This window comes from Stutzerimonas tianxiuensis (assembly GCF_053470365.1).
This window is the reverse complement of the sequence record NZ_JBPVWS010000008.1, coordinates 144,540-166,951: the sequence shown is the minus strand read 5'-3', so window position 1 is coordinate 166,951 and position 22,412 is coordinate 144,540. Positions and strand designations below refer to the sequence as shown.

20 protein-coding genes are annotated in these 22,412 nt (G+C 59.6%); 2 read left to right on the top strand and 18 right to left on the bottom strand.

Features of this window, described 5'->3' with window-relative positions; genetic code table 11:
• Positions 1–321: 321 nt before the first annotated feature.
• The 5 genes from ACSSNI_RS12380 to ACSSNI_RS12360 all read right to left on the bottom strand — a co-directional run bounded on the left by ACSSNI_RS12380 (position 322) and on the right by ACSSNI_RS12360 (position 6,460).
• On the bottom strand, positions 322–1,266 hold the full coding sequence (locus ACSSNI_RS12380) for a LysR family transcriptional regulator (RefSeq protein ID WP_200638010.1): 945 nt from the start codon (positions 1,264–1,266) through the stop codon (positions 322–324).
• A 42-nt stretch (positions 1,267–1,308) separates the two neighbouring features.
• Positions 1,309–1,974, bottom strand: a complete 666-nt coding sequence (locus ACSSNI_RS12375) for a TetR/AcrR family transcriptional regulator (protein WP_159968549.1) — start codon at positions 1,972–1,974, stop codon at positions 1,309–1,311.
• Positions 1,975–2,199: 225 nt separating this feature from the next.
• Entirely contained in the window at positions 2,200–3,006 is an 807-nt protein-coding gene (locus ACSSNI_RS12370) for an outer membrane protein OmpK (protein WP_200638012.1), read from the bottom strand.
• A gap of 392 nt (positions 3,007–3,398) precedes the next feature.
• Positions 3,399–4,721: a 30S ribosomal protein S12 methylthiotransferase RimO gene (rimO, locus tag ACSSNI_RS12365; RefSeq protein WP_200638014.1), complete on the bottom strand. Its 1,323-nt coding sequence runs from the start codon at positions 4,719–4,721 to the stop codon at positions 3,399–3,401.
• A gap of 134 nt (positions 4,722–4,855) precedes the next feature.
• Positions 4,856–6,460: a sensor domain-containing diguanylate cyclase gene (locus tag ACSSNI_RS12360; RefSeq protein WP_200638016.1), complete on the bottom strand. Its 1,605-nt coding sequence runs from the start codon at positions 6,458–6,460 to the stop codon at positions 4,856–4,858.
• A 294-nt stretch (positions 6,461–6,754) separates the two neighbouring features.
• Between ACSSNI_RS12360 and ACSSNI_RS12355 the strand changes: the two genes are divergently transcribed.
• Both ACSSNI_RS12355 and ACSSNI_RS12350 read left to right on the top strand, forming a co-directional pair.
• Positions 6,755–8,233 (top strand): ATPase domain-containing protein, encoded by a 1,479-nt coding sequence (locus ACSSNI_RS12355; RefSeq protein WP_159968546.1) that lies wholly within the window; start codon positions 6,755–6,757, stop codon positions 8,231–8,233.
• Positions 8,226–8,636, top strand: a complete 411-nt coding sequence (locus tag ACSSNI_RS12350) for a response regulator transcription factor (RefSeq protein WP_200638018.1) — start codon at positions 8,226–8,228, stop codon at positions 8,634–8,636. The genes ACSSNI_RS12355 and ACSSNI_RS12350 overlap by 8 nt, the downstream gene beginning before the upstream one ends.
• A gap of 19 nt (positions 8,637–8,655) precedes the next feature.
• On the opposite strand, the gene ACSSNI_RS12345 is transcribed toward ACSSNI_RS12350, so the two are convergent.
• The 13 genes from ACSSNI_RS12345 to ACSSNI_RS12285 all read right to left on the bottom strand — a co-directional run bounded on the left by ACSSNI_RS12345 (position 8,656) and on the right by ACSSNI_RS12285 (position 22,411).
• Positions 8,656–9,726 (bottom strand): acyltransferase family protein, encoded by a 1,071-nt coding sequence (locus ACSSNI_RS12345; RefSeq protein WP_200638020.1) that lies wholly within the window; start codon positions 9,724–9,726, stop codon positions 8,656–8,658.
• A gap of 41 nt (positions 9,727–9,767) precedes the next feature.
• Positions 9,768–10,766 (bottom strand): glycosyltransferase, encoded by a 999-nt coding sequence (locus ACSSNI_RS12340; protein ID WP_200638022.1) that lies wholly within the window; start codon positions 10,764–10,766, stop codon positions 9,768–9,770.
• Positions 10,767–10,884: 118 nt separating this feature from the next.
• Positions 10,885–11,103: a hypothetical protein gene (locus ACSSNI_RS12335; protein ID WP_200638023.1), complete on the bottom strand. Its 219-nt coding sequence runs from the start codon at positions 11,101–11,103 to the stop codon at positions 10,885–10,887.
• A gap of 23 nt (positions 11,104–11,126) precedes the next feature.
• Positions 11,127–11,456: a hypothetical protein gene (locus tag ACSSNI_RS12330; RefSeq protein WP_148924892.1), complete on the bottom strand. Its 330-nt coding sequence runs from the start codon at positions 11,454–11,456 to the stop codon at positions 11,127–11,129.
• Between the two features lie 34 nt (positions 11,457–11,490).
• Positions 11,491–12,708, bottom strand: coding sequence for a glycosyltransferase family 4 protein (locus ACSSNI_RS12325; protein ID WP_200638024.1), 1,218 nt, complete (start codon positions 12,706–12,708; stop codon positions 11,491–11,493).
• A gap of 144 nt (positions 12,709–12,852) precedes the next feature.
• Positions 12,853–13,971, bottom strand: a complete 1,119-nt coding sequence (locus ACSSNI_RS12320; RefSeq protein WP_159968544.1) for a glycosyltransferase family 4 protein — start codon at positions 13,969–13,971, stop codon at positions 12,853–12,855.
• 16 nt (positions 13,972–13,987) lie between these two features.
• On the bottom strand, positions 13,988–15,325 hold the full coding sequence (locus ACSSNI_RS12315; protein ID WP_200638025.1) for a hypothetical protein: 1,338 nt from the start codon (positions 15,323–15,325) through the stop codon (positions 13,988–13,990).
• Entirely contained in the window at positions 15,322–16,641 is a 1,320-nt protein-coding gene (locus ACSSNI_RS12310; protein WP_200638026.1) for a hypothetical protein, read from the bottom strand. The genes ACSSNI_RS12315 and ACSSNI_RS12310 overlap by 4 nt, the downstream gene beginning before the upstream one ends.
• Complete coding sequence (locus ACSSNI_RS12305) at positions 16,586–17,845, bottom strand: glycosyltransferase family 4 protein (RefSeq protein WP_200638028.1); 1,260 nt, start codon at positions 17,843–17,845, stop codon at positions 16,586–16,588. Before ACSSNI_RS12305 ends, ACSSNI_RS12310 begins: the two co-directional genes overlap by 56 nt.
• A 21-nt stretch (positions 17,846–17,866) precedes the next feature.
• Positions 17,867–18,394, bottom strand: coding sequence for a transcription/translation regulatory transformer protein RfaH (gene rfaH, locus ACSSNI_RS12300; protein WP_200638030.1), 528 nt, complete (start codon positions 18,392–18,394; stop codon positions 17,867–17,869).
• 48 nt (positions 18,395–18,442) lie between these two features.
• Entirely contained in the window at positions 18,443–19,186 is a 744-nt protein-coding gene (locus ACSSNI_RS12295) for a WbqC family protein (RefSeq protein WP_102834604.1), read from the bottom strand.
• Positions 19,187–19,206: 20 nt separating this feature from the next.
• Positions 19,207–21,417 (bottom strand): polysaccharide biosynthesis tyrosine autokinase, encoded by a 2,211-nt coding sequence (locus ACSSNI_RS12290; protein ID WP_102834603.1) that lies wholly within the window; start codon positions 21,415–21,417, stop codon positions 19,207–19,209.
• A 64-nt stretch (positions 21,418–21,481) separates the two neighbouring features.
• Entirely contained in the window at positions 21,482–22,411 is a 930-nt protein-coding gene (locus ACSSNI_RS12285; protein WP_200638032.1) for a glycosyltransferase family 2 protein, read from the bottom strand.
• Between the last annotated feature and the right edge of the window lies 1 nt (position 22,412).

Here is a 22,412-nt window from a genome sequence, read left to right as displayed (position 1 = left end):
GCGCAAAAGAAGAGAATATCGCGCATGCCGATGCCGTTTCGGCATCAGTGCTTGCTGCCTCTTTATAGGGCCTGGGGTGCTCTAAAACGGGGCTTGTGGTAATCCGCGCCGGGTGTGATCTACAGGCTTGAGGGCAGCTTTTAGCCGAAGCCGTATGCTCCGAAAGGGCGCACCCAGCCGGGTTTTGAGTGAGGCGAAACAACTTCGCTCTCATTGATGGCTGAGGCACTGAGCGTGCTGTTTTGAAGGGATTGGTTCTGAGCTGAGCGGCGGGAGGTGTTGGGTTTTGTATGGGAGGGCGCGGCGGGGCCAGGGGGTACGTCAGATCAGCCCGGCATCGGTGCGCTCGCGTTGTTCGCGAAGAGTGATTTCCTCGCAGAGCGCGCGAACGAATGCATCCACCGCCACGGGCAGGTAGCGTGAGCTGCGTACATATACGCCGAGATCGCTGAGCACCTGACCGTTGTCGTTCAGCGGCAGGTGCACCAGGCTACCTGCAGACAGTTCCGCCTCGATGCCGATACGTGTCTGGAAGGCGATGCCGGCGCCACGCTTAGCCATCTGCGCTGCAAGCTCAACCGAGCTGGTTTCAAGTGCCGCTTTCTGTGGCGAACGGGTACGCGCCAATACCGGGGCAAGCAGGTGGTGAATCGAGAGGTCGCTTTTGGCCAGAATCAGGCGGTGCGCGGCGCAGGTCGAGAAGCTCACCTCGTGGCGGTCTGCCAGCGGATGGCCCGCAGGAACGATGGCGCCAAGGCGAAAATGACCGACGCCGAGCTGTTGCAGATCGGCAGTCCGCCGCAGCGCGAAGGCGATGCCGATATCGGCCTGGCCACTGACGACCGCTTCCGGAATGGCTTGCGAACCCAGGCTGGTCACCCCGACCGTGATGTGCGGATAGCGTGCTGTCATGCTTTCCAGCACCGAGGGCAGCAAGTCGACGGTGACGCCCGAAACGGTGGCGATCTCCACATGGCCGGTGCGCAGGCCTTGCAGCGCGTCGAGTTCCGAGCTCGCGCGCGCAGCGTCTTGTAATACGACGAGGACGTGACGCGCGAAGACTTCGCCAGCCGCAGTCAGGCGCAGGCCCGCTGGCAGGCGCTCGAACAGCGGCGAGCCGATTTCGCCTTCCAGCTTCAGGATCTGCCGGTTCACAGCGGAGGAGGCGACGTTCAGACGCCGCGCGGCTTCGCGGATCGACTGGCAACGCCGCACCATGTCGAAGTAATGGATCGCAGGTGAATGGATACGCAGGCGTCGGGACATACAGGCTGACGGCTCGGGAGCAAACGGTGAATGGCGCTGGGGTCAGCGTGGTGGGGTCAGGCCACACCCTTTGAGAATCACCTGGATGAGCGTCTCGGTGCCGCGCTCGAAATCATCCTTGGTGACGCGGCGTTGACCGGTAATGCGTCGGATCTGATCGGAGAAGTCGGCGTAATGCTGGGTGCTGCTCCAGATCAGGAAGATCAGGTGCATGGGGTCAATCGGGTCCATCTTGCCGGCATCGCTCCAGGCCTGCAGCACTGCTGCGCGACCGCGAAACCAATCGCGATAGTCTTCGTTGAAATGCGCGGAAAGGCATTCGCAGCCGCTGATGACCTCCATGGCGAAGATCTTCGAGGCCTGTGGCTGTTTGCGGGAAAAAGCCATCTTGGTGCGGATGTAATCAGCCAGCGCAACGGCCGGATCATCCTCGACGGTGAGGTGATCGAAAGCGCTGTCCCAGAGTTCGAGGATATGCCGCATCACTTCGACGTAGAGGCCGAGCTTGTTGGTGAAGTAGTAATGCAGGTTGGCCTTGGGCAGACCTGCTCGAAGGGCTATCGCGTTCATGCTGGTGCCCTTGTAGCCGTGGTGGGCGAACTCTTCCGCCGCGGCTGACAGAATCAGCTCTTCGTTCTTCTGGCGAATCCGCCCGGTGCGTTTACCGTCGGTTGACGCCGGGGGGAGCAACGCGTCGAAAGTAGTCATAAGGTCCTTTCCCTGTAGGGGCGGCATCAGGCCCGATGCGCTTGTCGAATGCTAGCCTACGCCGGCTCCGGAAGCGGTGGCTACAGACCTTCGGCTGACCGTGCACTCGCGCGACAATAAGGCGGTGTTCGATACGCAACAACGGCGGCACCGTTTGGGCACCGCCGTTGGTGAGCAAGACCGTTCAAGACGGTGGGCCGCCCGTGGAGCGGGCGGCTGCGTGCATCAGAAGTGCACCTTCACGATGGCGTTCCAGGCGCTCTGGTCGGTAGGGCCGACAAAGTTTTCGCTGACGAAGCCGCCGTCCTTGATGCCGTACTTGTTCGACCAATAGTCATATTCGATACCGACATAGAGCTGACCGGCCTTTTGGTATATGGCCTTGCCCAGGTCGTACTTGACCTGCGGGTTGATGTGCAAGTTCTTCGACTGGAAATCGTCCGAGCCTTCGTTACCCGCGTCATTGACGACCCAGTCGATATAGCCATCAAAGAGGATGTCCGAGCTGCCGACGGGAATGGTGATAGCCCAGGTCGGCGTGATCTGCCACTGGCCGGACGCCTTGTCACGAATGCCATCAGGCTTGCGGTAGTAGGTGTTGATGGCCAGGCGATCGAAGCCCGGAACCGCCAGGTCGACGGCCGGCCCGAGCAGGTAGTTCTGCACTTCGTCCTCGCCGCGCTCGTAGGTAAAAGCGATCAGTACATCCTTGATCGGACCGTACGAGAGATCCATTCCGGTGGTCTTGCCGAGCGAAAGACGCGGGCTGAACTCGCCGTAGTAGGTCCGTGCGGCCTCGCTGTCGTCCGTGCTTTCATTCCACTTGTAGTCGACGAACATGAACACGTCGCCGTAGGTCCAGCCGCTGGCATGCTCGAAGGTCAGGGTGTGCTGGGTATCCGGGTCGACCTTGAAGTCATTCCCGTACAGATAAGTCAGGCTGTTGTTCTGCCAGAGCATCGGTGCGGCGATTGCCTGGCCAGCGAGCATCATGCTGCTGGCGAGTGCGGCAGTGGTCAGTATGGATTTCATGTAGCGCTCCTGTTGCGTTATGTGTGCTTTTTCTTGGCCGAACGGTCAGATGAATCTGACAAAGCAAGTCTTGAGCCAAGTGCTCTCGAATGGCCTTATGTTCGTATTATTGTTTATTTATCAATTAGATAAGTCTTACGGTCAGCTATAGCGCCGGGCTCGTTCGGCGCCAGCGCAGGTTCTTGCCCCAGAAAGAACCTGACCAAGCGGACAATGCTTCATCTCGATGCAGCAATAAGCCATCTGCTCTCGCCCAGAAGTCGGCACTCATTCATTAGCGGCCGCAGTGTTGATGCAGGTCGGCGCCGAATGGATGGCGCATGATCGCGTCGCCTTGCTGGACAGAAAAAAGCCCCGTGGGTACGGGGCTTAACGCGCTCGGTTGGGTTTGATCAGATCACTTCGGCCCAGAGGTCGTATTCATCGGCGTTGGTGACCCGAACCCGCACCATTTCGCCAGCCTGCAGTGGGCGCTCGCTGTCGACATAGACCATGCCGTCGATTTCAGGGGCATCAGCCCATGAGCGTCCGATGGCGCCGTCTTCGTCCACTTCGTCAATGAGCACGTCCAGTTCCTGGCCAACCTTGCGTTCCAGGCGCGCTGCGCTGATGGCTTGCTGATGGGCCATGAAACGGTCCCAGCGGTCTTGCTTGACGTCGTCCGGTACCGGCTCGAGATCCATGGCTTCGGCGGGGGCGCCCTCGACGGGCGAATACTGGAAGCAGCCCACGCGGTCGAGCTGGGCTTCGGTCAGCCAGTCGAGCAGGTACTGGAAGTCTTCCTCGGTCTCGCCAGGAAAGCCCACGATGAAGGTGGATCGAATGGTCAGTTCCGGGCAGATCTCGCGCCACTTCTTGATGCGCGCCAGGGTCTTGTCTTCAAAGGCCGGACGCTTCATGGCCTTGAGCACTTTCGGGCTGGCATGCTGGAAGGGGATGTCCAGGTACGGCAGGAGCTTGCCGGCAGCCATCAGCGGGATCACGTCATCGACGTTCGGGTAGGGATACACGTAGTGCAGTCGCACCCACACGCCCATGCTCGACAATGCCTGGCACAGCTCCAGCATCCGCGTCTTGACCGGCTGGCCGTTCCAGAAATCAGTCTTGTACTTGACGTCGACGCCGTAGGCGCTGGTGTCCTGAGAGATCACCAGGATTTCCTTTACACCGGCCTTGACCAGACGCTCGGCTTCACTGAGCACATCGCCTACCGGGCGGCTGACCAGCTTGCCGCGCATGGACGGAATGATGCAGAAACTGCAGGTGTGGTTGCAGCCTTCGGAAATCTTCAGGTAGGCGTAATGGCGCGGGGTCAGCTTGATGCCTTGCGGCGGGACCAGATCGACGAAGGGGTCGTGATCGATGTTCGGCGGCACAACCTGGTGTACGGCGTTGACCACCTGCTCGTACTGCTGCGGGCCGGTCACCGCCAGGACGCTGGGGTGCACGCTGCGGATATTGTCTTCGGCGACGCCCATGCAGCCGGTGACGATCACCTTGCCGTTCTCGGCGATGGCTTCACCGATGGCGTCCAGCGACTCGGCCTTGGCGCTGTCGATGAAGCCGCAGGTGTTGACCACCACCACATCGGCATCCTCGTAGGACGGCACGATCTGGTAACCCTCTATGCGCAGCTGGGTCAGGATGCGTTCAGAGTCGACCGTGGCCTTGGGGCAACCCAGGCTGACGAACCCGACTGTTGGCGTTTTGCTCATCGACTTTGAACCTCGAAAACCGCGCATGAAAAAGGCGCGCGAGTATACAGAGCTGGGTATTTTTTAGCCATGTCTGCCGTCGCCCAGGTCAAGGCGGAATCCTGTCAGCACTAAAACCGCGGGGTTTGCAGAGCTCAAGCGTCCGGTTTGGAATCTTCCGGCAAGTACTGATCGGGTTCAGCGATTTCCGAGCGATTGCGCCCGTGTTGCTTGGCTCGGTAGAGCGCGGCATCGGCCAGTTTCAGGACGCGTTCGATGTCGCTGGCGTGCATCGGCCAGACTGCGATCCCCAGCGAAACGGTGATGTGGCCAACCACCGGAATTTGCTCAAGCTCGACGCAGGTACGCAAGCGCTCGGCTACCAGCAACGCCGAATCGAGCGTGGTGTTGGGCAGTAGCATCAAGAACTCTTCGCCGCCGCTGCGACAGAGAATGTCGGCATCCCGCGAGCAAGTCTTCATCAGTCCAGCCATCTGTTGGATGACGGTATCGCCTACGTCATGGCCGTGGGTGTCGTTGATGCGCTTGAAATGGTCGATGTCCAGCGCAATGACTGCAAAGGAACGGCCTTCGCTGCCGAGCATCTCCAGCGCGAAGGTAAGGCCTCGACGGTTGTGCAGCCCAGTCAGCGGATCGGTCTGTGCGTCCAGGTTGAGCTTGCCGATGCGCTGATGCAGCAGGCTGATACCCAATTGCATGGCGCGCTTGAGCTGGGCCGCTTCGAAATACCACGAGCGGATACGCTGGATGCGCTCAGCGGTGTTGGGTGCGTCCATTTCGCTGGCGCGCTGGGCCAGTTGCGACAGCGGTCGAGTAATCAGCGTCGCCAGGCCCCAAATGCACAGTAACGTCAGCAGGGCTAGCGGCGCGGTCTGGCGAGCAACCCTGAACATCAGGTCATCGAGCGGTTGCAAGGTGTTGGCTGTCGGCCGCTGAGCCACGATGCCCCAGCCAGCGGCAGGGGAGGCCGCATAGCCGGCCAGCATGTCCACGCCTTGGCTGTTGACCACCCGAAGGCTACCGGACTCGCCTTGTAGCGCCCTGTCGATCACTGCGTTTTCGCCCACTACCGTACCCAGCCGTTTCGGCTCAGGGTGATAGAGCAACCTTCGCGTCTGGTCGACGGCATAGAGGTAGGAGCCGTCCTGATAGAAGTGCTGGCCCAACATGCTGTGCAGGATGTTGCGCTCTCGCAGATAGATCACTCCACCGACATAGCCGAGGTAGGTTCCGTCGTCTGCCACGATGGGATGTGAAATCAGGACGACCAATGTGCCCAGAGCCGAAATATAGGGGCTGCTGATCAGGGGCTTGCGCTCGGCGAGCGCTTGGCTTGCGCCCGGCGAATTCAGCTTCTGGCCGACCAGTAGTCCGGTATTCGGGGCGGTTGCGAGAACCTTACCTTCGGCGCTGGTGATGACCACAGCATTGAAACTGTCGGTCTGTTGCCGAAGCCGCCAGGCCTCAGCCTGCCATTGGTTAACGTCCGGGAACCGCGCGGCCATGATCTCGGCGCTCACAGCCAATTGTTGTTGAGCGCTACGGAAGAACTCTTCGGCTCCGTCTGCCAACTTTGCTGCATACGCTTGGTTGGCGGCGAGTGTGCTGCCGATCAGTGAGTCGCGCTGGACCTTGTAGCTGGCGTAGAAGCCAATGCCGAGCGTGATCAAGCCACTCAGCATTGCCAACAGGATGATCAGTCGGCGCAAGTCCAAGCGAGGTAGGCGAGCGGTTTGCATAGTTCGAGCTGTAGTCAATCTCGGCGGGATGTTAGGGCGTTTGTTGCCTTGCCTCCAGCAATGACGGCAAACAGTCGACAACAGGTCTGGCAGATTCTGGTTGCGGGCGTGCAGCTCGCGAGACCCTAACACGGTCATCAAGCAGGCAAGCAAGATTATTGATCGCTTCCCCTGTCATACCTTGTATGAAACATGAACAACCGGGCCCGGAAGGTGACCAATGTGCACCGGCGAGTAATCTGGTCCGGGGTGCCTTTGCTACCATGCGCTCACTGATCGAAACGGAAAGCTGCTGTGACCGACAACTCTACCTACTCGCCAACCGCGCCAGCTCATGTTCCGACTGGCGTGCCAGGGTTGGACGCTGTCCTAAAAGGCGGGCTGCTGCCCCGAGCGGTATACATCGTCCAGGGTGGGCCGGGTGAGGGGAAAACCATTCTGGCCAACCAGATCTGCTACAGCTGGGCAGCCCGTGGCGAGCGTTCCCTGTACGTGACCTTGCTGGCCGAAACCCACCACCGTCTGCTTCGCCATCTGCAGAACATGCGTTTCATGGACAACCAGTATGCTGGCACTTCGGTGGTCTATGAGAGTGCCTTTGACATTCTCCGTACCGACGGGCTGGAAGGCATCCTGCGTTACCTCACGCGCAATGGAAAGCGTCAACAGGCCTCGTTGATCGTGATCGACGGGCTGTTCGCGCTGGAAGAAAACGCCGCCTCGGAGCGTGCTTTTCGCGAATTCATCAATGACCTGTCGATTTACGCTGACGTAGTTGGCTGCACCATCCTTTTGCTGACCAACAGCAAACGCGACTCTGGCAGCCCCGAGTTCACCATGGTCGATGGTTGGTTGCACCTGGGCAGTGACGAGGATCAGTTCCGGACCTACCGGTATCTGCAGGTGCGCAAGTTCCGCGGCAGCGACTTCATTTCCGGTCGACACATGAGTTCGATCACCAGCGACGGTTTTCGTGTGTTCCCACGGCTGGAGGCAGTTACCGGCGAATTGGAATCGGCGCCCATGCGCGATGAGCGCCTGAGCACCGGTGTTGTTGGGCTCGACGACATCATTCAGGGCGGTATTCCTTTTTCCTCGACGACCTTGCTGGTAGGCCCCACCGGGGTGGGCAAGACCACCCTGGGACTGAGCTTCATCTGTGACAGCAGCGAAGCTGAGCCCGGTCTCATTTTTGGCTTTTACGAGGACGCACACAGGCTGCGACGTCGTGCAAAAGCACTCGGGCTTGAGCTGGGGGCCATGATCGACAGTGGCGTGGTGGAGGTGGTTCATCACGCTCCAACCGAGCTGCTGCAGGATCAGCTCGCCGAAGAGATTATCGAGGAGGTTCGCCGGAGAGGCGTGAAGCGGCTGTTCATCGACGGCATCGACGCGTTCAAACAAGCGGCAGTGAATGAGCAGCGGCTGGGGCGTTTTGTCAGCACCCTGACGGCCATTCTCCGTTGCGAGGGTGTTACGACGGTATTTACCGCGGAGTTGGCAGAGATCGTCGGCGGCGAGCATGGATTGCAGTTTGCCGCCGTCTCGGCGATCGCCGAGAACATCATTCTGCTGAGGTATGCAGAACTCGAATCGCGGCTCTACCGAACACTGGCGATCCTGAAGATGCGCGAAAGCGGCTTCGACCCCTATGTGTACGAGTTCTATCTGGGCGAGGGCGGGTTCAAGCTCGGAGGGAGGATGGAGCGTACTGAGGGGGTCGTGACGGGGCAGCCCCACCGTCAAACCTTGACGGGAGGGCGGGATGCGTGACGAGCAGCCCCAAAGACTCCAACCGCTCGTGTTGCTGGTCGAGGATGAGCTCGGCCTCAGCAAACTGATGGTGATGATCTTAGAGGACGAGGGTTACCGAGTCGTCGAAGCGGCAAACGGTGCGCAGGGCTTAGCCAAGCTCGAGCAGGAAAAGCCCGCGCTGATCATCACCGACTACATGATGCCCGAGCTCAATGGCTTCGAGATGGTGTGCGCAATACGCAAGACCCCTGCGTATGACGACGTGCCGATCCTGATGATGAGCGCTGCGTTGCCCCAGCAGCTGCCAATCGACGGCCTGGTCGATCATTTCCTGCAAAAGGGCACCGGCTTGGAGACACTGGTGGCCACCATTCGCCGTCTCGTCGAGGACAACGGCACGCCCTCGGAGGCGACTCGCTAGGCCGATAAGAATATCGCGCTCAGGGCACCGGATTCAGACCAGTAGCGCTGATACCTTGCCGACTGCCCGGCAGGAAACGCTTGAGGCGCAACGCTGGTGACTCGATCAGATACCAAGACACTGCGGCGATGGCGATGCTCGTTATCAGACTGATCGCCATGAATGCCGGCAACGACAGGTGGGGATCCAACCAGTGCATCATCAGTTGCTGCACGGGAAAACTGAAGATGTAGATGCCGTATGAGAAATCACCGTATCGGCCGAAGCCTGACAGCCGCGGGATTTTCAGATGCGCCAGGTAAATGGTCAGGTAGGGCAATGTCAGGACATGTACGAAGAACCACCATTCAGTCCTGGCGCTGAGCAGCGATAGCGAAAGCAGGACAAGCGCGATTTTCCAGTTCCACGGCAGCAGCTTGCGATACAGATATAGTGCTGAGCCAAGAAAGAAAAACATGCCCAAGCGGGTTACCTTGCGCAGGATGTCGCTCTCCAGCCCCAGCTTCGGCACCAGGTAGAAGTGGACGAGCATAAGCACCATCGGCACCGCCACTACTGCAGCTCGTCCAAACAGCCTGAGCAGCCCTAGCACCAACAGCATCGTGTACATCAGTACTTCGTAAGGCAGCGTCCAGACCGATCCGTTGACCGTCCCCGGAAACGGATTTTCGGTGAAGACGCCGGGCAGATGGAACTGTGTGAACAGCGCCGCATTGGAGAGATAACGGACAGTCTGGCTGTTGAGCAAGTACTCGCCGAGCGAAAGGTCGGTGCCCAGTGGGCCGACGACAAAGGCGGTGAACAGCGTCGATACCGCCAGCGCTGGAAATATACGCAGTGCTCGTTTGCCGGCGAAGTCCAGGCCACTACGGCTGTGAATCCAGGAGGCGGCGATCAGAAAACCGCTCATGACGAAAAACAGGTTCACCGCAATGTCAGCGGTGTCCATGGAACCGGTGAACAGCCGTACCGGTTCGACAGCGCCCAGTCCAGAGAGCCAGTAGCAGTGGCCAAGCACCACTGCGGATGCAGCGAAGAAGCGTAGAAAGTCGAAGTTGTTTTCGTCGCGTTGCATTGAGGCAATGTCCATGCACGGCTCCTGATGTTTCTGAAACGACCGAGGTGGCCAGGTCAACGCAAGGGGAATGTTTTGCTCATTCCTAACGCACCGGATTCGCCGTCGTGAATGGCTTGCTCAATGAGCGCCAGACGCCCGCGGCTGTTGCGCAGCCGAGCGACGAGGCGAAGGAGGGTGAGAAACATTGCTCGGTTGATGCGATGGAGCCTGGGAGAGGCAGCCCAAACGTTCTTGTCGAACCAGGCCTGATTACGCGCGGTGTAGTAGGCGCGGAAATCCGATTCGCCGAGGAGGAAGGTCTCATAGATGTTTCGGGTACGCTGCTTTGTGTTCCAGGACTGCTCCAGCTCCTCGATCACGGCTTCGGTAAAGAGAAACAGCCGCCCACCGCTGGCCGTGATTCGCCGGGTGTACTCGGTGTCGTCAACGTAAAGGACCAGCTCTTTCAGCGGCAAACCTATCCGCTCATACAGGCTGCGGTGCGCGAGCATGCCGCCATAGGGGGCGAATGGCAGGCTGATGCTTGTCGGCAGTGGGCCGGCTCGCTTGCCCCACGGCAGTCGCCTCCAGATTTTGTAAGGCAATTGGGCGATGTGAAACCCGAAATAGCTGGAGCGCGGTTGCCGGATGTAGCGGGCAGGTATGCCCTGAGCGATGTCGGCCTGTTGGGTCTCACGGTAGCCCAGGACTGCGACCTGGTCCGAGCCGAGCAGGCCAGTCAGACGCGTGAGCTCATGGTGCAGAATCGATACGGCGGCGGCAGTGGGCAGGTTGTCATCGTCCATCATCCAGATGAAGTCGGCGTCGGACGCCAGCGCAGCTTCAAGTCCCACGGCGTAGCCATTGGCCGAGCCTGTGTTTTCGGCCAGCTCGATCACACGAACCTGATCCGGCCAGCGCTGTACCAACTGATCGAGAGACGCCAGCGATGCGTTGCTCACCACCACCACGTTGCTGACCGCGGGAAAACTCAGGGCGCGCTCGATCGATTGCTGCACAAACGGCAGCCGGTCTCCGTAGGTCACGGTGACCACAGTGGTTTTAGAAGTCATGATTGTCTCGACGTGGAAACGTGAGCGGCCCGCTACCCAGGGGCGTGGCGCTCCCGGCAAGGCCCTTGCGGCGCTGCGGTAGCGGGTAGCGGGATCGCTAGGAAGTGGGTGGTTCTAATCAGGCGATTTGGTCGGATGTAGCGTTGGCGTTTGGCTGCGCTTCAGAGGACGGCTCGACTGCTGAGAATAGGACATGGCGGTCCGGGGTAAACAATGCGTGGAAGACACTGATCAATTTGCTGGGCCCGGACGCGTCGGGCGGCGCTTGGAAAAATTCCGTGTAGGAATATCCGTCGGCATACACCAGGGTTTGCTGGGTTTGGTCTGCACTGTCCATAGCGACTCCAATTATCACGGGGGTTAAAACGAGTAGCGAATGGTTTCGTTTGAACGATATGGGTTGCCTACAAAGGGTTTTGCCAGGCGGATCGGCGCGGGTGTCGCTATGTCGGAGCTGGAACTGCCCGCGCATTGCGGAGCGTTCTGATGCATGCCGAGATTGAACAGGGTTGCTCCGCGACGCTTGGCGCAGCCTGTTTTGCTCTGCACGGAATGGCCAGACTCATGTAAAAGCCCGTCTTCGCTTGGCAAGTCCGAGCGGTGGTGGGCGCTAGCGGTACCGCCGATCAACAGCGCGAGGCTTAATGCCGAAATGGTTTGAAAGCATTGTGCTGCGGTGGTTGTGTTCATCCTTGAAGCCTCGCATAGGGGAGTGAGGACTCGGTCAGGCATGTTTCATCGGAACTGCCGTAGGGTAAACCTGAGCCACATTCAGAGAGGTGATCGTTGGTAGATCCAGTAGCGCATCCTGCCCTTGGAGCAACGAAACCTCTCGAACCCTAGTATCAACGAATGACTTGATCTCCTGCCTGAATCGTTCGGTTGAAAATCGCTCTGCGCTTGTGCGGCAGGTCTCAGGCAGAATCTGATGCGCGCGCACCTCGAATCGCTCCACGGCGGCTATCAACGATTCAGGCGTCTGCTCGTTATAGAACACGCCCGTTGGCTCGGGATGCTCGATTCCCCGTACGGTTTCCAGTACGCCGCCTCTGCCGTAGGCAATGACCGGCGTGCCGCACGCCTGTGCTTCGATGGGTGCGATGCCGAAATCCTCTTCTGCAGCAAACACGAAGGCACGTGCGCGCTGCATATGGTGCAGCAGCACGGCGAAGCTCTGGTAGCCCATCAGCGTCACGTTTGGCGTGGCCAGCTCCCTGGCCTTCGCCATCTCCGGCCCACTGCCGATCACGATGAGCTTCTTGTCGGGCATCCGGGAGAACGCCTCGACGATCATCGGGATGCGCTTGTACGGCACCATTCGCGAGGCCGTCAGGTAGTAATCCTCTTTCGCCGCGTGGAGCGTGAACTGACGTGTGTCGACCGGTGGATAAATCACCGTGGATTCGCGGCGGTAGCTCTTGTTGATGCGCCGACCGATGAAGTGAGAGTTGGCGACAAAGTCGTCAACACCGCTAGCGGTGCGCTGATCCCACATGCGCATGTAGTGAAGCAGCATGCGCGCCAGCTTGGCCTTAAATCCATGATCGAGACTCGCTTCGTGCAGGTACTGATGCTGCAAATCCCAGGCATAGCGGATCGGCGAGTGCACGTAGCTGATATGCAGTTGGTTAGGGCCGGTCAAAACGCCCTTGGCTACGGCATGGCTGCTGGAAATCACCAGGTCGTAGCCCGACATGTCCAGCTGCTCGATGGCCAGCGGCATCAAGGGCAGATACTTCTGGTAGTGCGTCTTCGCCTTCGGCAATTGCTGGATGAAAGTCGTGGTGGCGCGCTTGCCGCCGAGGTTGGCTCGGTCCTCATCGGAGAGGAAATCGATCACGGAATACAGGTCGGCTTCCGGCCAGACATCCAGCAATCCGGCAAGCACCCTCTCGGCACCGGCATAGGTCACTAGCCAGTCATGAATTATGGCGATTTTCATTGCGAAGGCCTTTTCTAGGTAGGGGAGTGGCAGGCGTCACCCCGGTTGCAGTGACGGGAATCGCAGTTACAGCTACTGGCGTGATGCTTTAGCCGCCAGCGGGGCGGGGATATCGGGACGGCTGGGAACGGACCCGCTTCCTGGCTAGTGCTTTGGTTGGCTGATTGGCAGCGGATTAATGTCTGCAACGTCGACATTTCGCACGCCGGTGAACGCCTGGTCGATAAGTCTGGAGACCTGACGAGCCGAGGTGTTCCAGCAATATCGCGCGACGTTTGCCTTGCCTCGACGGCGCAGGTCCTGACGCAAGGCTTCGTCCCGCAGGACCCGCTGCATGCTCTGGGCGATGTCCTCTACCCTCATGGGATCGAAGTACAGCGCGCTGTCGCCGAGAACCTCGGGAATGGATGCGGCACGCGCGGCGATAACCGGGCAACCACAGGCCTGCGCTTCGAGTGGAGGGATGCCGAACCCTTCATATAGCGAAGGAAATACGAAGGCAGCCGCACCTTGGTAGGCCTCTACCAGTTCCTCGTCCGTCAGCCTGCCTAGCATGCGAATGCGTCGACTACCGGCCACATCGTGGAGGCTTCCCGAGAAGATCCGGTTGGAGTCACCAATGATGCGCAGCTCGACCTCATCGAGACCTTCCATGCTCAGGAAAGCCGCGACCATCCGGGCGAAATTCTTGTGCGCGCTGGGCGACGACACTGCCAGGAGGTAAGGCGCCGCCTCGCGTGGGCATTGCTCTGCGCAAAAGGGTTGGAAGCGTGCATCCACCGCGTTTGGTACAACGCAGATATTTTTTGCCGGATACCCGTAATGGCCGGCTATCTCCTTTCTGGAAAATTCGCTGACGGTGATCAACGCCTTGGTTCGTCCAAGCAGAAACGGGGTCAGGTTTCGGTACATGGCTCTGAATGTCCTGGAATAGCTTTCCGGGTGCCTGATGTAGGTGATGTCGTGGTGCGTCGCAATCTGGTTGCCGTAGAACAGTGGGGCGGTGTTGCACAGCGAGACCAGGGGGGGAGAGCCGTTGCGTGCCAGCCACAGTGGAAGATCCAGTTGCTCCCACAAGTGCCCGTGGTGTCGGCCTATACGTCGGACCTGCAATTGTTCTGCACTTTCGTGCAGGCGTATGTCATCAGGCGCGACGAAGACCAGGTCGTTGCGCAAGTCTTTGAGCTGCAGGCAAATCTGTTCCGCGAACCGCTGTACGCCTCGCATATCCTGAGTCAGGAAGCGAGCATTGATCACGATCATCTTGAGTTCCTTCTGTTCAACGAGTCGAGATGGTCAGCGTCTGCCCCGTATCAGGCGAAGCCGCTTCGCCGAGGCTGACAATTTTAGGGAACCGGTCGAGCTCAATCTGCGCAGTGCAGGTACCTGTGTCGCTCGCGCACTGCCAGGCTTTAAAGGACGACCATCCCTTGTCGGGCTGTGCGGTATCGAGCAGCTTCAAGTCACCCGTTGTCTTTCCTGTAGCGGTAATGGTGGCTGGGCGTGGCCGGTCGGGGGCCCATGCCACCAGCAGCTGCTCCTGGCCATTGGAGAACTGCAGCTGGACGCTGTCCGGTGAGTTGCCAACCCGGCCTACGAACTCGAAGTTATTGATGATCGGGCTAATTGTTTCGAGCACGCGATACGCCGGTTTAAGCGAGTAGTCCTGTCGGACCAGACCGAAGTTGTGTTCCCGCTCTCGCTTATCGGTGCCATCGTTGCGGAAGTCATACCACCAGTAGCCGCGCACGTTGGGTAACGTTTTGGCGAGGAAAAAGCTTCGCGCCAGATAGGCCGCCTGAAGGGTTTCATCGATCCCGCAGGCACCTTGGTGCGCAGGCCAGGCCATTTCGGTCAGGTAAAGCGGCACCGGTTGGTTTGCAGCACTCGACAGTTCGAGATCGACCTCGGCGAGCCATTCGATCCAGGCTTCGGGGGTGTTCTTCCCACGGTTACGGCAGTGGACGTACGGGTGCAACGAGAGGCCATCGATCGATTGCATGATCCCAGCCTCGACCAGACGCAACGCGAATCCAGACTCGATGCCCTTGGTGGTCACTGCACCGGCCAGTACCTTGGCGTCCGGGTCATGCTGACGAATGATGCCCGCCGCATCTGTGATCAACCGGGCGTAATCCTGCGTGAACTGCGGGTCGATCGGGTCCTCTACGTCCCATTCGTTCCAGATCTCGTAGTGCTTGATGCGACCGCGGAATTGTTGAGCCGTGAACGCCACGTAGCGATTGAACGCCGCGCGCACCGGCTCGCTGCGTGGCTTCTCGCCGTTGCCGTGAAAGCGGTTGCCATAGCCCAGAATGAACATGCTTTCGATCCCCTGCGCTTCGTTGCCAGCAAGGTAGGCTGGCCAATGCCGCTCCACCTTGAGCTGATCGCGCTTGCGCTCGAGGAAGGCCCAGTGCGCATCGGTGCGTACCGACTCGATGCCTGCTTGTTGTAAAAGCTGCACACCCTTGCTGGTGGTGTCGCGTAGATGCAGGTCATGCGAACAGACCCCCACGATAAATGGGTCCTCTGTCGGTTGTGCCGGTGCTGGCGCAGCAAGCGCAGTCACAGCAGCGGCAAGCGCAAGGCAGTGCAATGGATGTCGGTGTTTCATGGCCGGTCGTCCCTGGGTTTTCGCTTATCAAGCTCAAGGCCGTAATGCGTTGATACCGTTGCAACCGGATGGTGACGCTCCTGCGGCGTCAGGGCATGGGCAATGGCCATGCCGAGGAACAGGGTGGCCGTGGTGACTTCCAGTACGTCGGTTGCCCAGCCGATCAGGATGGCGCAGAAAACAATCCCCAGTAGCGCGTCGCGAATGCGCGGGCCACGGTCATGCAGGCGCAGCAACAACGGAAACAGCAGCAGATACAGCAGTACACCGAATACGCCGAGCATTCCCCAGAGATACAACGCCGTGTTGTCAGCGATGCTCAGCAACTCCAGCCAAGCCAATGGGAAGGCCGCCGCGCTGCTGCCTACTGCGCCGAAGCCAGCGCCCCACCAACCCCAGCCTTCGTTAACGATGACATCGATGAAATTCGGCCAGCTGTGGATCAGCCGATCATTGAAGGACGCTAGCAGGCTGGCGCTATATGCCTCGCTTTGCGGGATGTTCAACAGCAGGCTGGCGATCGGCAATCCCATGCCCACCAGCACGGCGATGAAAAATGCCGTGGCGCTGGGCAGGCGGTAACCGGCCAGAAACAGCATGAGCAGGGTCAGCAGGTATGCAGCGGCAGTGGACTTGTTGGTCGTGAGAAATATCGCGCCAAAGGCCAGCGGGTACAGCAGCATCCGTAGTAACCGCGACCGCAGGAACGCCGCCAGGAACAGGCTGTACAGGGCGATCATTACGGCCAGGTTGGTCGACATTCGGGCGAATCCGGCAAGACGGTCGGTACTGCCGAACGCCCAGGATTTGTTAGCGGTCAGCTCGACGTCGCCCATCATGTAGCTATAGCCCTTCCATGGCACGCTGGTGAACATGTCCAGCGCAATGCCGAGCATTGACGCGACCAGGCAGAAACCGATGACCCAGCTGAGCAGGCTGGTCCTTTGCTCCAGATAGCCGCCGCAGAACAATCCGAACAACAGCGGGATGTAGATGAACAGGCTGAAGCCGACATTGCCCAGCGTGGCACCGTGCAGCAGAGCAAACATGCTTGAGACCAGCACGGCAAACAGCACCAGCCAGACGCCGGGCTGGCTTCGGGCCCTGGGTATTTCCAGCGCAACTGCCGCGATGCAGGCCAGTTTTGGCAAGTAGAGCAGGGCCGAAACGCCAGCAATATCGAGGTAATAACGAAGTGCTCCGGCGAAGGTTTCGCTGATCAGCAGCGAGGCCGCGATCAGCGTCAGCACCGTCGGTTTATCAATCGCCAGCGGTCTCGACCTGCGATGCGAAATGGTCAGCGAACTCGGGTTCATCGTGGGCGCTCCGGCCGTGTAGCGTGGAATGCAGGATCGACTGGTATTGATCGAGCATTCGTTCCGTATCTAAAAAGGCGGCGACACTCTCGCGTGCATGGCTGGACAGACGATGGCGCAGTCCGCTGTCCAGATAGAGCTTGAGCATGGCCCTGCCGAGGGAGTCGGGGTCGCTCGGGGTGCAGAGCAAGCCATTCAGGTTGTCCTGAATGATTTCCGGCAGGCCGCCCATGTTCGTGGCGATGATCGGCAAGTACTGAGCGCAGGCTTCAACCGCCACCAGCCCGAAGGGCTCGGCCCAGATCGACGGGATGACCAGCACGTCGATTTCCCGCATGAAGCGTTCCGAGGGTTGGTAGCCAACGAATCTCACCCTGGCAGGGTCGGCCTGCTCCTTGAGCTTGGCCTCGTAGTCCAGCTTGCCGCGACCAGCGATTTCCAGCGTGGCGTTGATGGAGAGCGCCTGGAATTGCTCGATCAGCCAGCCCACGCCCTTGTTTTCAGAAAGCGTACCGATGTAACCGAAGCGCAGCAGCCCGCTATGGCGTGCCCGTGGTCTGGCGGGCAGGCCGCTGTTGGCGTCGATGCTGTTGTGCACGACATGCTGGCTGGCTCGGCCGAAATAGCCCTGGGCCGTCAGCCTATCCAGGACGAACCGACTGACGCCGATGACCGCCGCGACCTGAGCCGAGGCCCCCGCATGCGAATGGCGAAAGGCTGAACACATGCCGCACTGGCGCTCGCAGCTACGGCCCTTGCTGAACATGGTGTCTTTGGGGCAGAGCAAATAGAGATCGTGTAGCACCTGAATGATGGGCAGCCCGGCCGCGCTGATTTCGTCCCATGCGGATATCGACCAGCCTGTGAGGTTGTTACAAACCACCACGTCGGGTCGCTCGCGCTCGATGACCTGACGCACATGACGTCGCATGGGGCGGTTGTAGCGGTCTCGATAATGCCAACCCAGCCGTAACAGTCGACTGGGGCGGGACTGAGTGAAGTGCCAGTAGAAGTTATCCAGCCCGGCGCGGTAGATCCGCACGCCGTCGAGCTCCTCATCGTGAAGTCCCGCCTCTGGGCCAGTCGCCAAGACAACAATGTCGCAGCCACGGCGCTGGAGCCCTTCGGCTAACTGTCGGACCACTATTTCCGCTCCGCCGCCAATGTGGGGCGCATACAAACTGTGTAGAAAAAGAACCTTCATGGTGCGCCCCTCGATGATCAGTCAATCCGCTCGGCAGGCCAGCGAGAAGGCTGGCTGTGCAGGGATGCTGCAGAGGTAGCGGGTGGGCAAACGAACCTTTTGTTCACGCTGAAGCAGGTTCAGCAGGATTACCGAACGCTTCTCGCCGTCGGCACTGACGAAAATAGCCTCGAGATCGATGAAGCTGCCGCCATGCACCTGAACTTTTTCGCCGGGCTCGAACTGAGGCGCCTGAGGCTCGCTGGCCAGACGTTGACGCAACTGCTCGATGAGTTCGTCTCTGACGGGTGTCGGCACGCTGCCGAATGACACTACGCGGGCGACGCCGCGCGTGGAGCGAATCGGGTACCAGTTATCCAGCTGCCGATCGAGTCGGATGAACAGGTAACCCGGGAAGAGCGCTTCGTCCGTTTTTCCGTTCCCTGTGCAAGGCTTTATAGGCCGGTAGCACTCGAAGTGCTGACGTCGAAGATTGTCTTCGGCGCGGCGTTCCTGGCGGGGTTTGGTCTGGATCAGGTACCAGTGGGAGTTGCTGCTGAGCGAGGTCATTTGAACCGCCTTCCATAGTGAGAATTGTCGATGTCCGTTCTGTCGAGGTCATGCGCCTTGCAACGCGGCCGGCTGCTCTATGCCCTCGACCAAAGAAAAACGTTTGAGCAGCGCCTGCGCTTCGCTTCGGCTGTTGAACATCAACACGTCGATGATCGACAGCGAAGGCACGAAGGGGTGGTTGAACTGGGGATAGCTCAAGTCATCCATCTTCAGGAATCTCAGCGTCAGCCCCTGCGCTCTGAAAAAGGCGTGGCTGTAGAGCTCCGTGCCGCCGATTGGGTTGATGTACAGCTCCGCGTTCATCTTGTGGGCGATGGTGACCACGCGTTCCTGCTTGTCCATGCGTGCCGGCAAGCCCAGTTCAGAGCCGATGCGGATCGGCGTCGCGATCTGCAGGTAGGCGCAGATCCGGCGGATGGAGTTCTCGATGAAGCGCGCCAGGTTGCGCTCGGGGTGCGCCAAGATCTGACGCACCAGGGTCATCACCTCGGCTTTGTGTGGCGCACGGGAGTACACCAGCTCCAAGGTTTTCAGCATCTTTTGCGCTTCTTGCTCGAACTCGTCGCAGAGCCAGCGTTGGTTGATCGGGAAGAACTGGTTGGCTTTTCGCAGTGGAAAAGTGATGAGTTTCGGTTGCCCGGCCGCCAGTATCCTGTTGCGGTTGATCCATGAGCCCTTGACGTACTGAAGGTCGTCGCCCAGCACAAAGACATCACTGCGCGCGATCAGCTGGAAATAGCCGAGATACGGGAACAGGTAGGGCTGCATCATCGAGACGGTTCTGAGCACGGGCATATCCCTCGCGTGTGTCAGGCTTTTTGAGAATAGCTGTAGTAACCGTAGGCGCCGGTCTCGTAGGCCGAGCTCGAGGCCCTGCGTTTGACACCGTTGAGAATGGCGCCCTTGAGCAGTACGCCGTTCTGCGCCAGGCGCCGTTTGGAGGCTTCGATCTGGCCGGCAGTGCTCAACCCATAACGGGCCACCAACAGGCAGGTGCCGGCCTGTTGCGCAACCAGAACGGCATCGGTTACCGCCAATACCGGTGGTGTATCGACGATCACGAAGTCGTACTCACGCTCGGCGTCCTTGAGCAGACGAGCGAAATTCTCGTGCATCAACAGTTCCGAGGGGTTGGGCGCACTATGTCCGCTGGCAATGAAATGCAGGTTGGCCTGATCGGTCTTGCAAACCACGGCGGCGAGCTGCAAGCCGCTGGCCAGGGCGTCCGACAAACCGTTGCGCGGCGCCATGCCGAACATGCCGGCCAGATAGCCGCGCCGCATGTCGGCATCGATCAGCAGCACGCGCTGGCCAGCCTGAGCTATGACAGAAGCGAGGTTACTGGCGACGAACGATTTGCCCACCGCGGGCGTCGGGCTGGTAATCACCAGTACCTGATTGCGTGCTTCGAGCATGGCGAACTTGAGGCTGGTGCGCAGGCTGCGGAGCGATTCGATAGCCAGGTCGGCGGGATCGGCGCGACCCAGCAGCTTGCTTCTGCCGTCGTGAATCTTCCTCAACCGGTACAGGTGCTCCTGCTTCGGCGAAAAAGGCAGCGCGGCATACACTGGCGTCCCTAGATTCTCAATGGTCTCGGGGCTTTCGATGCCGCGGTAGAACACCTGCCGCAGCAGGATCACCATTGCCGACACCAGTAGCCCGATGAAGATCGCGACCAGCACCACCAGTGGCTTGATTGGTTTTGCCGGTTTCTCCACCACCGCGTAGGCGCTGTCGATGATGCGGACGTTACCGATGGTGCCCGCGCGAAGGATGTCCTGCTCCTGGGCCTTGTCCAGCAGCAGCGTGTAGGTGCGCGTGGTGACCTGCATGTCGCGATTCAAACGCAAGAGTTCCTGCTGCGTCATTGGCAGGGTGTCGATCTTGCCCATCAGCGCGGCTTTCTGGGCCTCCAACTGGCCGATCTTCTTCATCAGCGTCTGGTAGGTCGGGTGTTCCGGGGTATAGAGCTGGTTGTATTCGGTGCGCTTGAGGTTGTGTTCGGAGATCTGTGATTCCAGCGCGACGATCTGATCGAGCACACCCTTGGTCTCGATGCTGATGTCCACCGACTGGGCGCTGGTCTGGTAGTCGTTGAGGGCGGCTTCGGCCTTTTCCAGCTCCTTGCGCACCATGGGTACCTGCGACCTCAGGAACTCCAGGCGCTGAGCCGCTTCGGCGGAGCTGCGTTCGATGTTCTGTCGAACATACAGGCGACTGATTTTGTCGAGCACCCGATTTGCTTTGTCCGAATCCGGGTCCTCCATCGTGAGATAGATGATCCCGGAGTCCTTTCCGGCTTCGCCCACCTTGAGGCGCTTCTGGTAGTCCAAGGCTGTGGTCTGCGGACGGCTGCGCACAACGACGAACTCGGTGCCGGGGCGAGCCTTGAGTTCGGCGACTTGCAGACGAAATCCGTCGAGTTGAACGGCTTCGTTGACTTTGCCGGTCAGCAACAATTTCTCTTCAGCGTCATACAGGCGGTATGAGCCAGCAGTGCCGGCACGCAGCAGCAGTTTCTCGCCCAGGTAGGCGTCCGGCACGTCCAGCTGGAAGATGTCGAGTTTTTCTCCACCCCAGGCGTAGCTGTCCAGGCCCAATAGCGGTGCAGCGAGCTCTCCGTCTTCTACGGGGTCGTGCTGGCGGGCCAGGTAGCTGCCGAGCAGCGGGACGTACTTGGGCCGGGCATTGATGTAAAGCCTCAGGTCATTGACGGTGTCGCCCAGTACCGCACGGGATTTGATCAGCTCTATTTCGGTGATTGCCTGCGACACCGAGTTCGGCCTGGGCACGGATTCGGGAATACCAGTGATCCCTGACTTCTTTGGTTCGATCTGGATCATCGCGGTGGCTTCATAGATCGGCGTGGCGACGATGGCGTAGGCGACGCCGAGCAGAGCGAAGAGGCCGGTGATGGTGAAAATCAGACGCTTGTGATCGAACGCCACGCGCAGAATGCGCGCCAGATCGATCCGGTTATCGCCATCGTATTCCAGCGAAGAGCGGGCCATTGCAGTCATTGCGGGTTCCTTCCTTGAGTGTTGCGCCACCGGTGCAGCAGCGGGCGTGACGGCCAGGTGTTCTTCAGACACCTGGGGTCAGCCTGCGCAAAAGATTGATGCTGATGTTTTGGAAGACCTGACCCAGTGCCTGGAGCTTGCTGAGCGGCGAGATCGACGCGAGCACCTGAGCGAACACCTGGATCATGAAGTACTCGTACAGCGGCTGGACGCCGATGCGCTGGTAGTAACGAGCGAGGTTGTAGTAGGCGTGCGTGGTCATCTGGATGCGTTGCTTACTGCTGCGCATCGAGAAGATTCCGCCTTCATGCACGCGATAGGCCGCAGGCTTTATCTCTTCGATGAACTTGCCTTTGCCATGCGCGCCAAGCAGTGACCACCAGCAGATATCCAGCACTTCGACGCCGTGCAACTCCGGTGGTAACTCCTTCACAAGGTTGCGAAAACAGACGGTCAGCGTGGAAACCGGACGCGCCTTTTGCAGCTGGAGAGCGGTTGCGTCCTTTCGATACTTGCCGGTCAGGTGAGGGGTACGGACGACGCCCTGGCTGTTGAACATGAATGCATCGTGGTAAGTCATCACGTAGTCACGATGTGTTTCGAGGAAGTCCACCTGTATCTGCAGCTTGCGCGGGTCCGTCCAGTAATCGTCTCCTTCGCAATAGGCGATATATCTGCCGCGGGCCTGAGCGAAAAGTCGCGTGCTGAACGGCACCCCCAGCTGATATTGATTTTCTTGCTGATAGATCGGCTTGATCAGGTTGGGGTAACGCGCGGCGTACTCGCGGACGATCGCGGCTGTGCTGTCGGTCGACGCGTCATCGTGGACCACCACCTCGAACGGGAAGTCGGTTTCCTGCCGAATGAAACCGTCCAGCGTTCCCTTTATGAACGCCGCATGGTTGTAGGTCAGGCAGATGATGCTCAGCAGGGGAGAGCGTTGGTCGCCCCAAGCTGCCATTACGTCCTGTTCGGTTCTCGATTGGCTGTCCATT

Coding starts and splice junctions, on each gene's coding strand:
- ACSSNI_RS12380 (WP_200638010.1), bottom strand. CDS start 1,266: ATGTCCCGACGCCTGCGTATCCATTCACCTGCGATCCATTACTTCGAC.
- ACSSNI_RS12375 (WP_159968549.1), bottom strand. CDS start 1,974: ATGACTACTTTCGACGCGTTGCTCCCCCCGGCGTCAACCGACGGTAAA.
- ACSSNI_RS12370 (WP_200638012.1), bottom strand. CDS start 3,006: ATGAAATCCATACTGACCACTGCCGCACTCGCCAGCAGCATGATGCTC.
- rimO (WP_200638014.1), bottom strand. CDS start 4,721: ATGAGCAAAACGCCAACAGTCGGGTTCGTCAGCCTGGGTTGCCCCAAG.
- ACSSNI_RS12360 (WP_200638016.1), bottom strand. CDS start 6,460: ATGCAAACCGCTCGCCTACCTCGCTTGGACTTGCGCCGACTGATCATC.
- ACSSNI_RS12350 (WP_200638018.1), top strand. CDS start 8,226: ATGCGTGACGAGCAGCCCCAAAGACTCCAACCGCTCGTGTTGCTGGTC.
- ACSSNI_RS12345 (WP_200638020.1), bottom strand. CDS start 9,726: ATGGACATTGCCTCAATGCAACGCGACGAAAACAACTTCGACTTTCTA.
- ACSSNI_RS12340 (WP_200638022.1), bottom strand. CDS start 10,766: ATGACTTCTAAAACCACTGTGGTCACCGTGACCTACGGAGACCGGCTG.
- ACSSNI_RS12335 (WP_200638023.1), bottom strand. CDS start 11,103: ATGGACAGTGCAGACCAAACCCAGCAAACCCTGGTGTATGCCGACGGA.
- ACSSNI_RS12330 (WP_148924892.1), bottom strand. CDS start 11,456: ATGAACACAACCACCGCAGCACAATGCTTTCAAACCATTTCGGCATTA.
- ACSSNI_RS12325 (WP_200638024.1), bottom strand. CDS start 12,708: ATGAAAATCGCCATAATTCATGACTGGCTAGTGACCTATGCCGGTGCC.
- ACSSNI_RS12320 (WP_159968544.1), bottom strand. CDS start 13,971: ATGATCGTGATCAATGCTCGCTTCCTGACTCAGGATATGCGAGGCGTA.
- ACSSNI_RS12315 (WP_200638025.1), bottom strand. CDS start 15,325: ATGAAACACCGACATCCATTGCACTGCCTTGCGCTTGCCGCTGCTGTG.
- ACSSNI_RS12310 (WP_200638026.1), bottom strand. CDS start 16,641: ATGAACCCGAGTTCGCTGACCATTTCGCATCGCAGGTCGAGACCGCTG.
- ACSSNI_RS12305 (WP_200638028.1), bottom strand. CDS start 17,845: ATGAAGGTTCTTTTTCTACACAGTTTGTATGCGCCCCACATTGGCGGC.
- rfaH (WP_200638030.1), bottom strand. CDS start 18,394: ATGACCTCGCTCAGCAGCAACTCCCACTGGTACCTGATCCAGACCAAA.
- ACSSNI_RS12290 (WP_102834603.1), bottom strand. CDS start 21,417: ATGACTGCAATGGCCCGCTCTTCGCTGGAATACGATGGCGATAACCGG.
- ACSSNI_RS12285 (WP_200638032.1), bottom strand. CDS start 22,411: ATGGACAGCCAATCGAGAACCGAACAGGACGTAATGGCAGCTTGGGGC.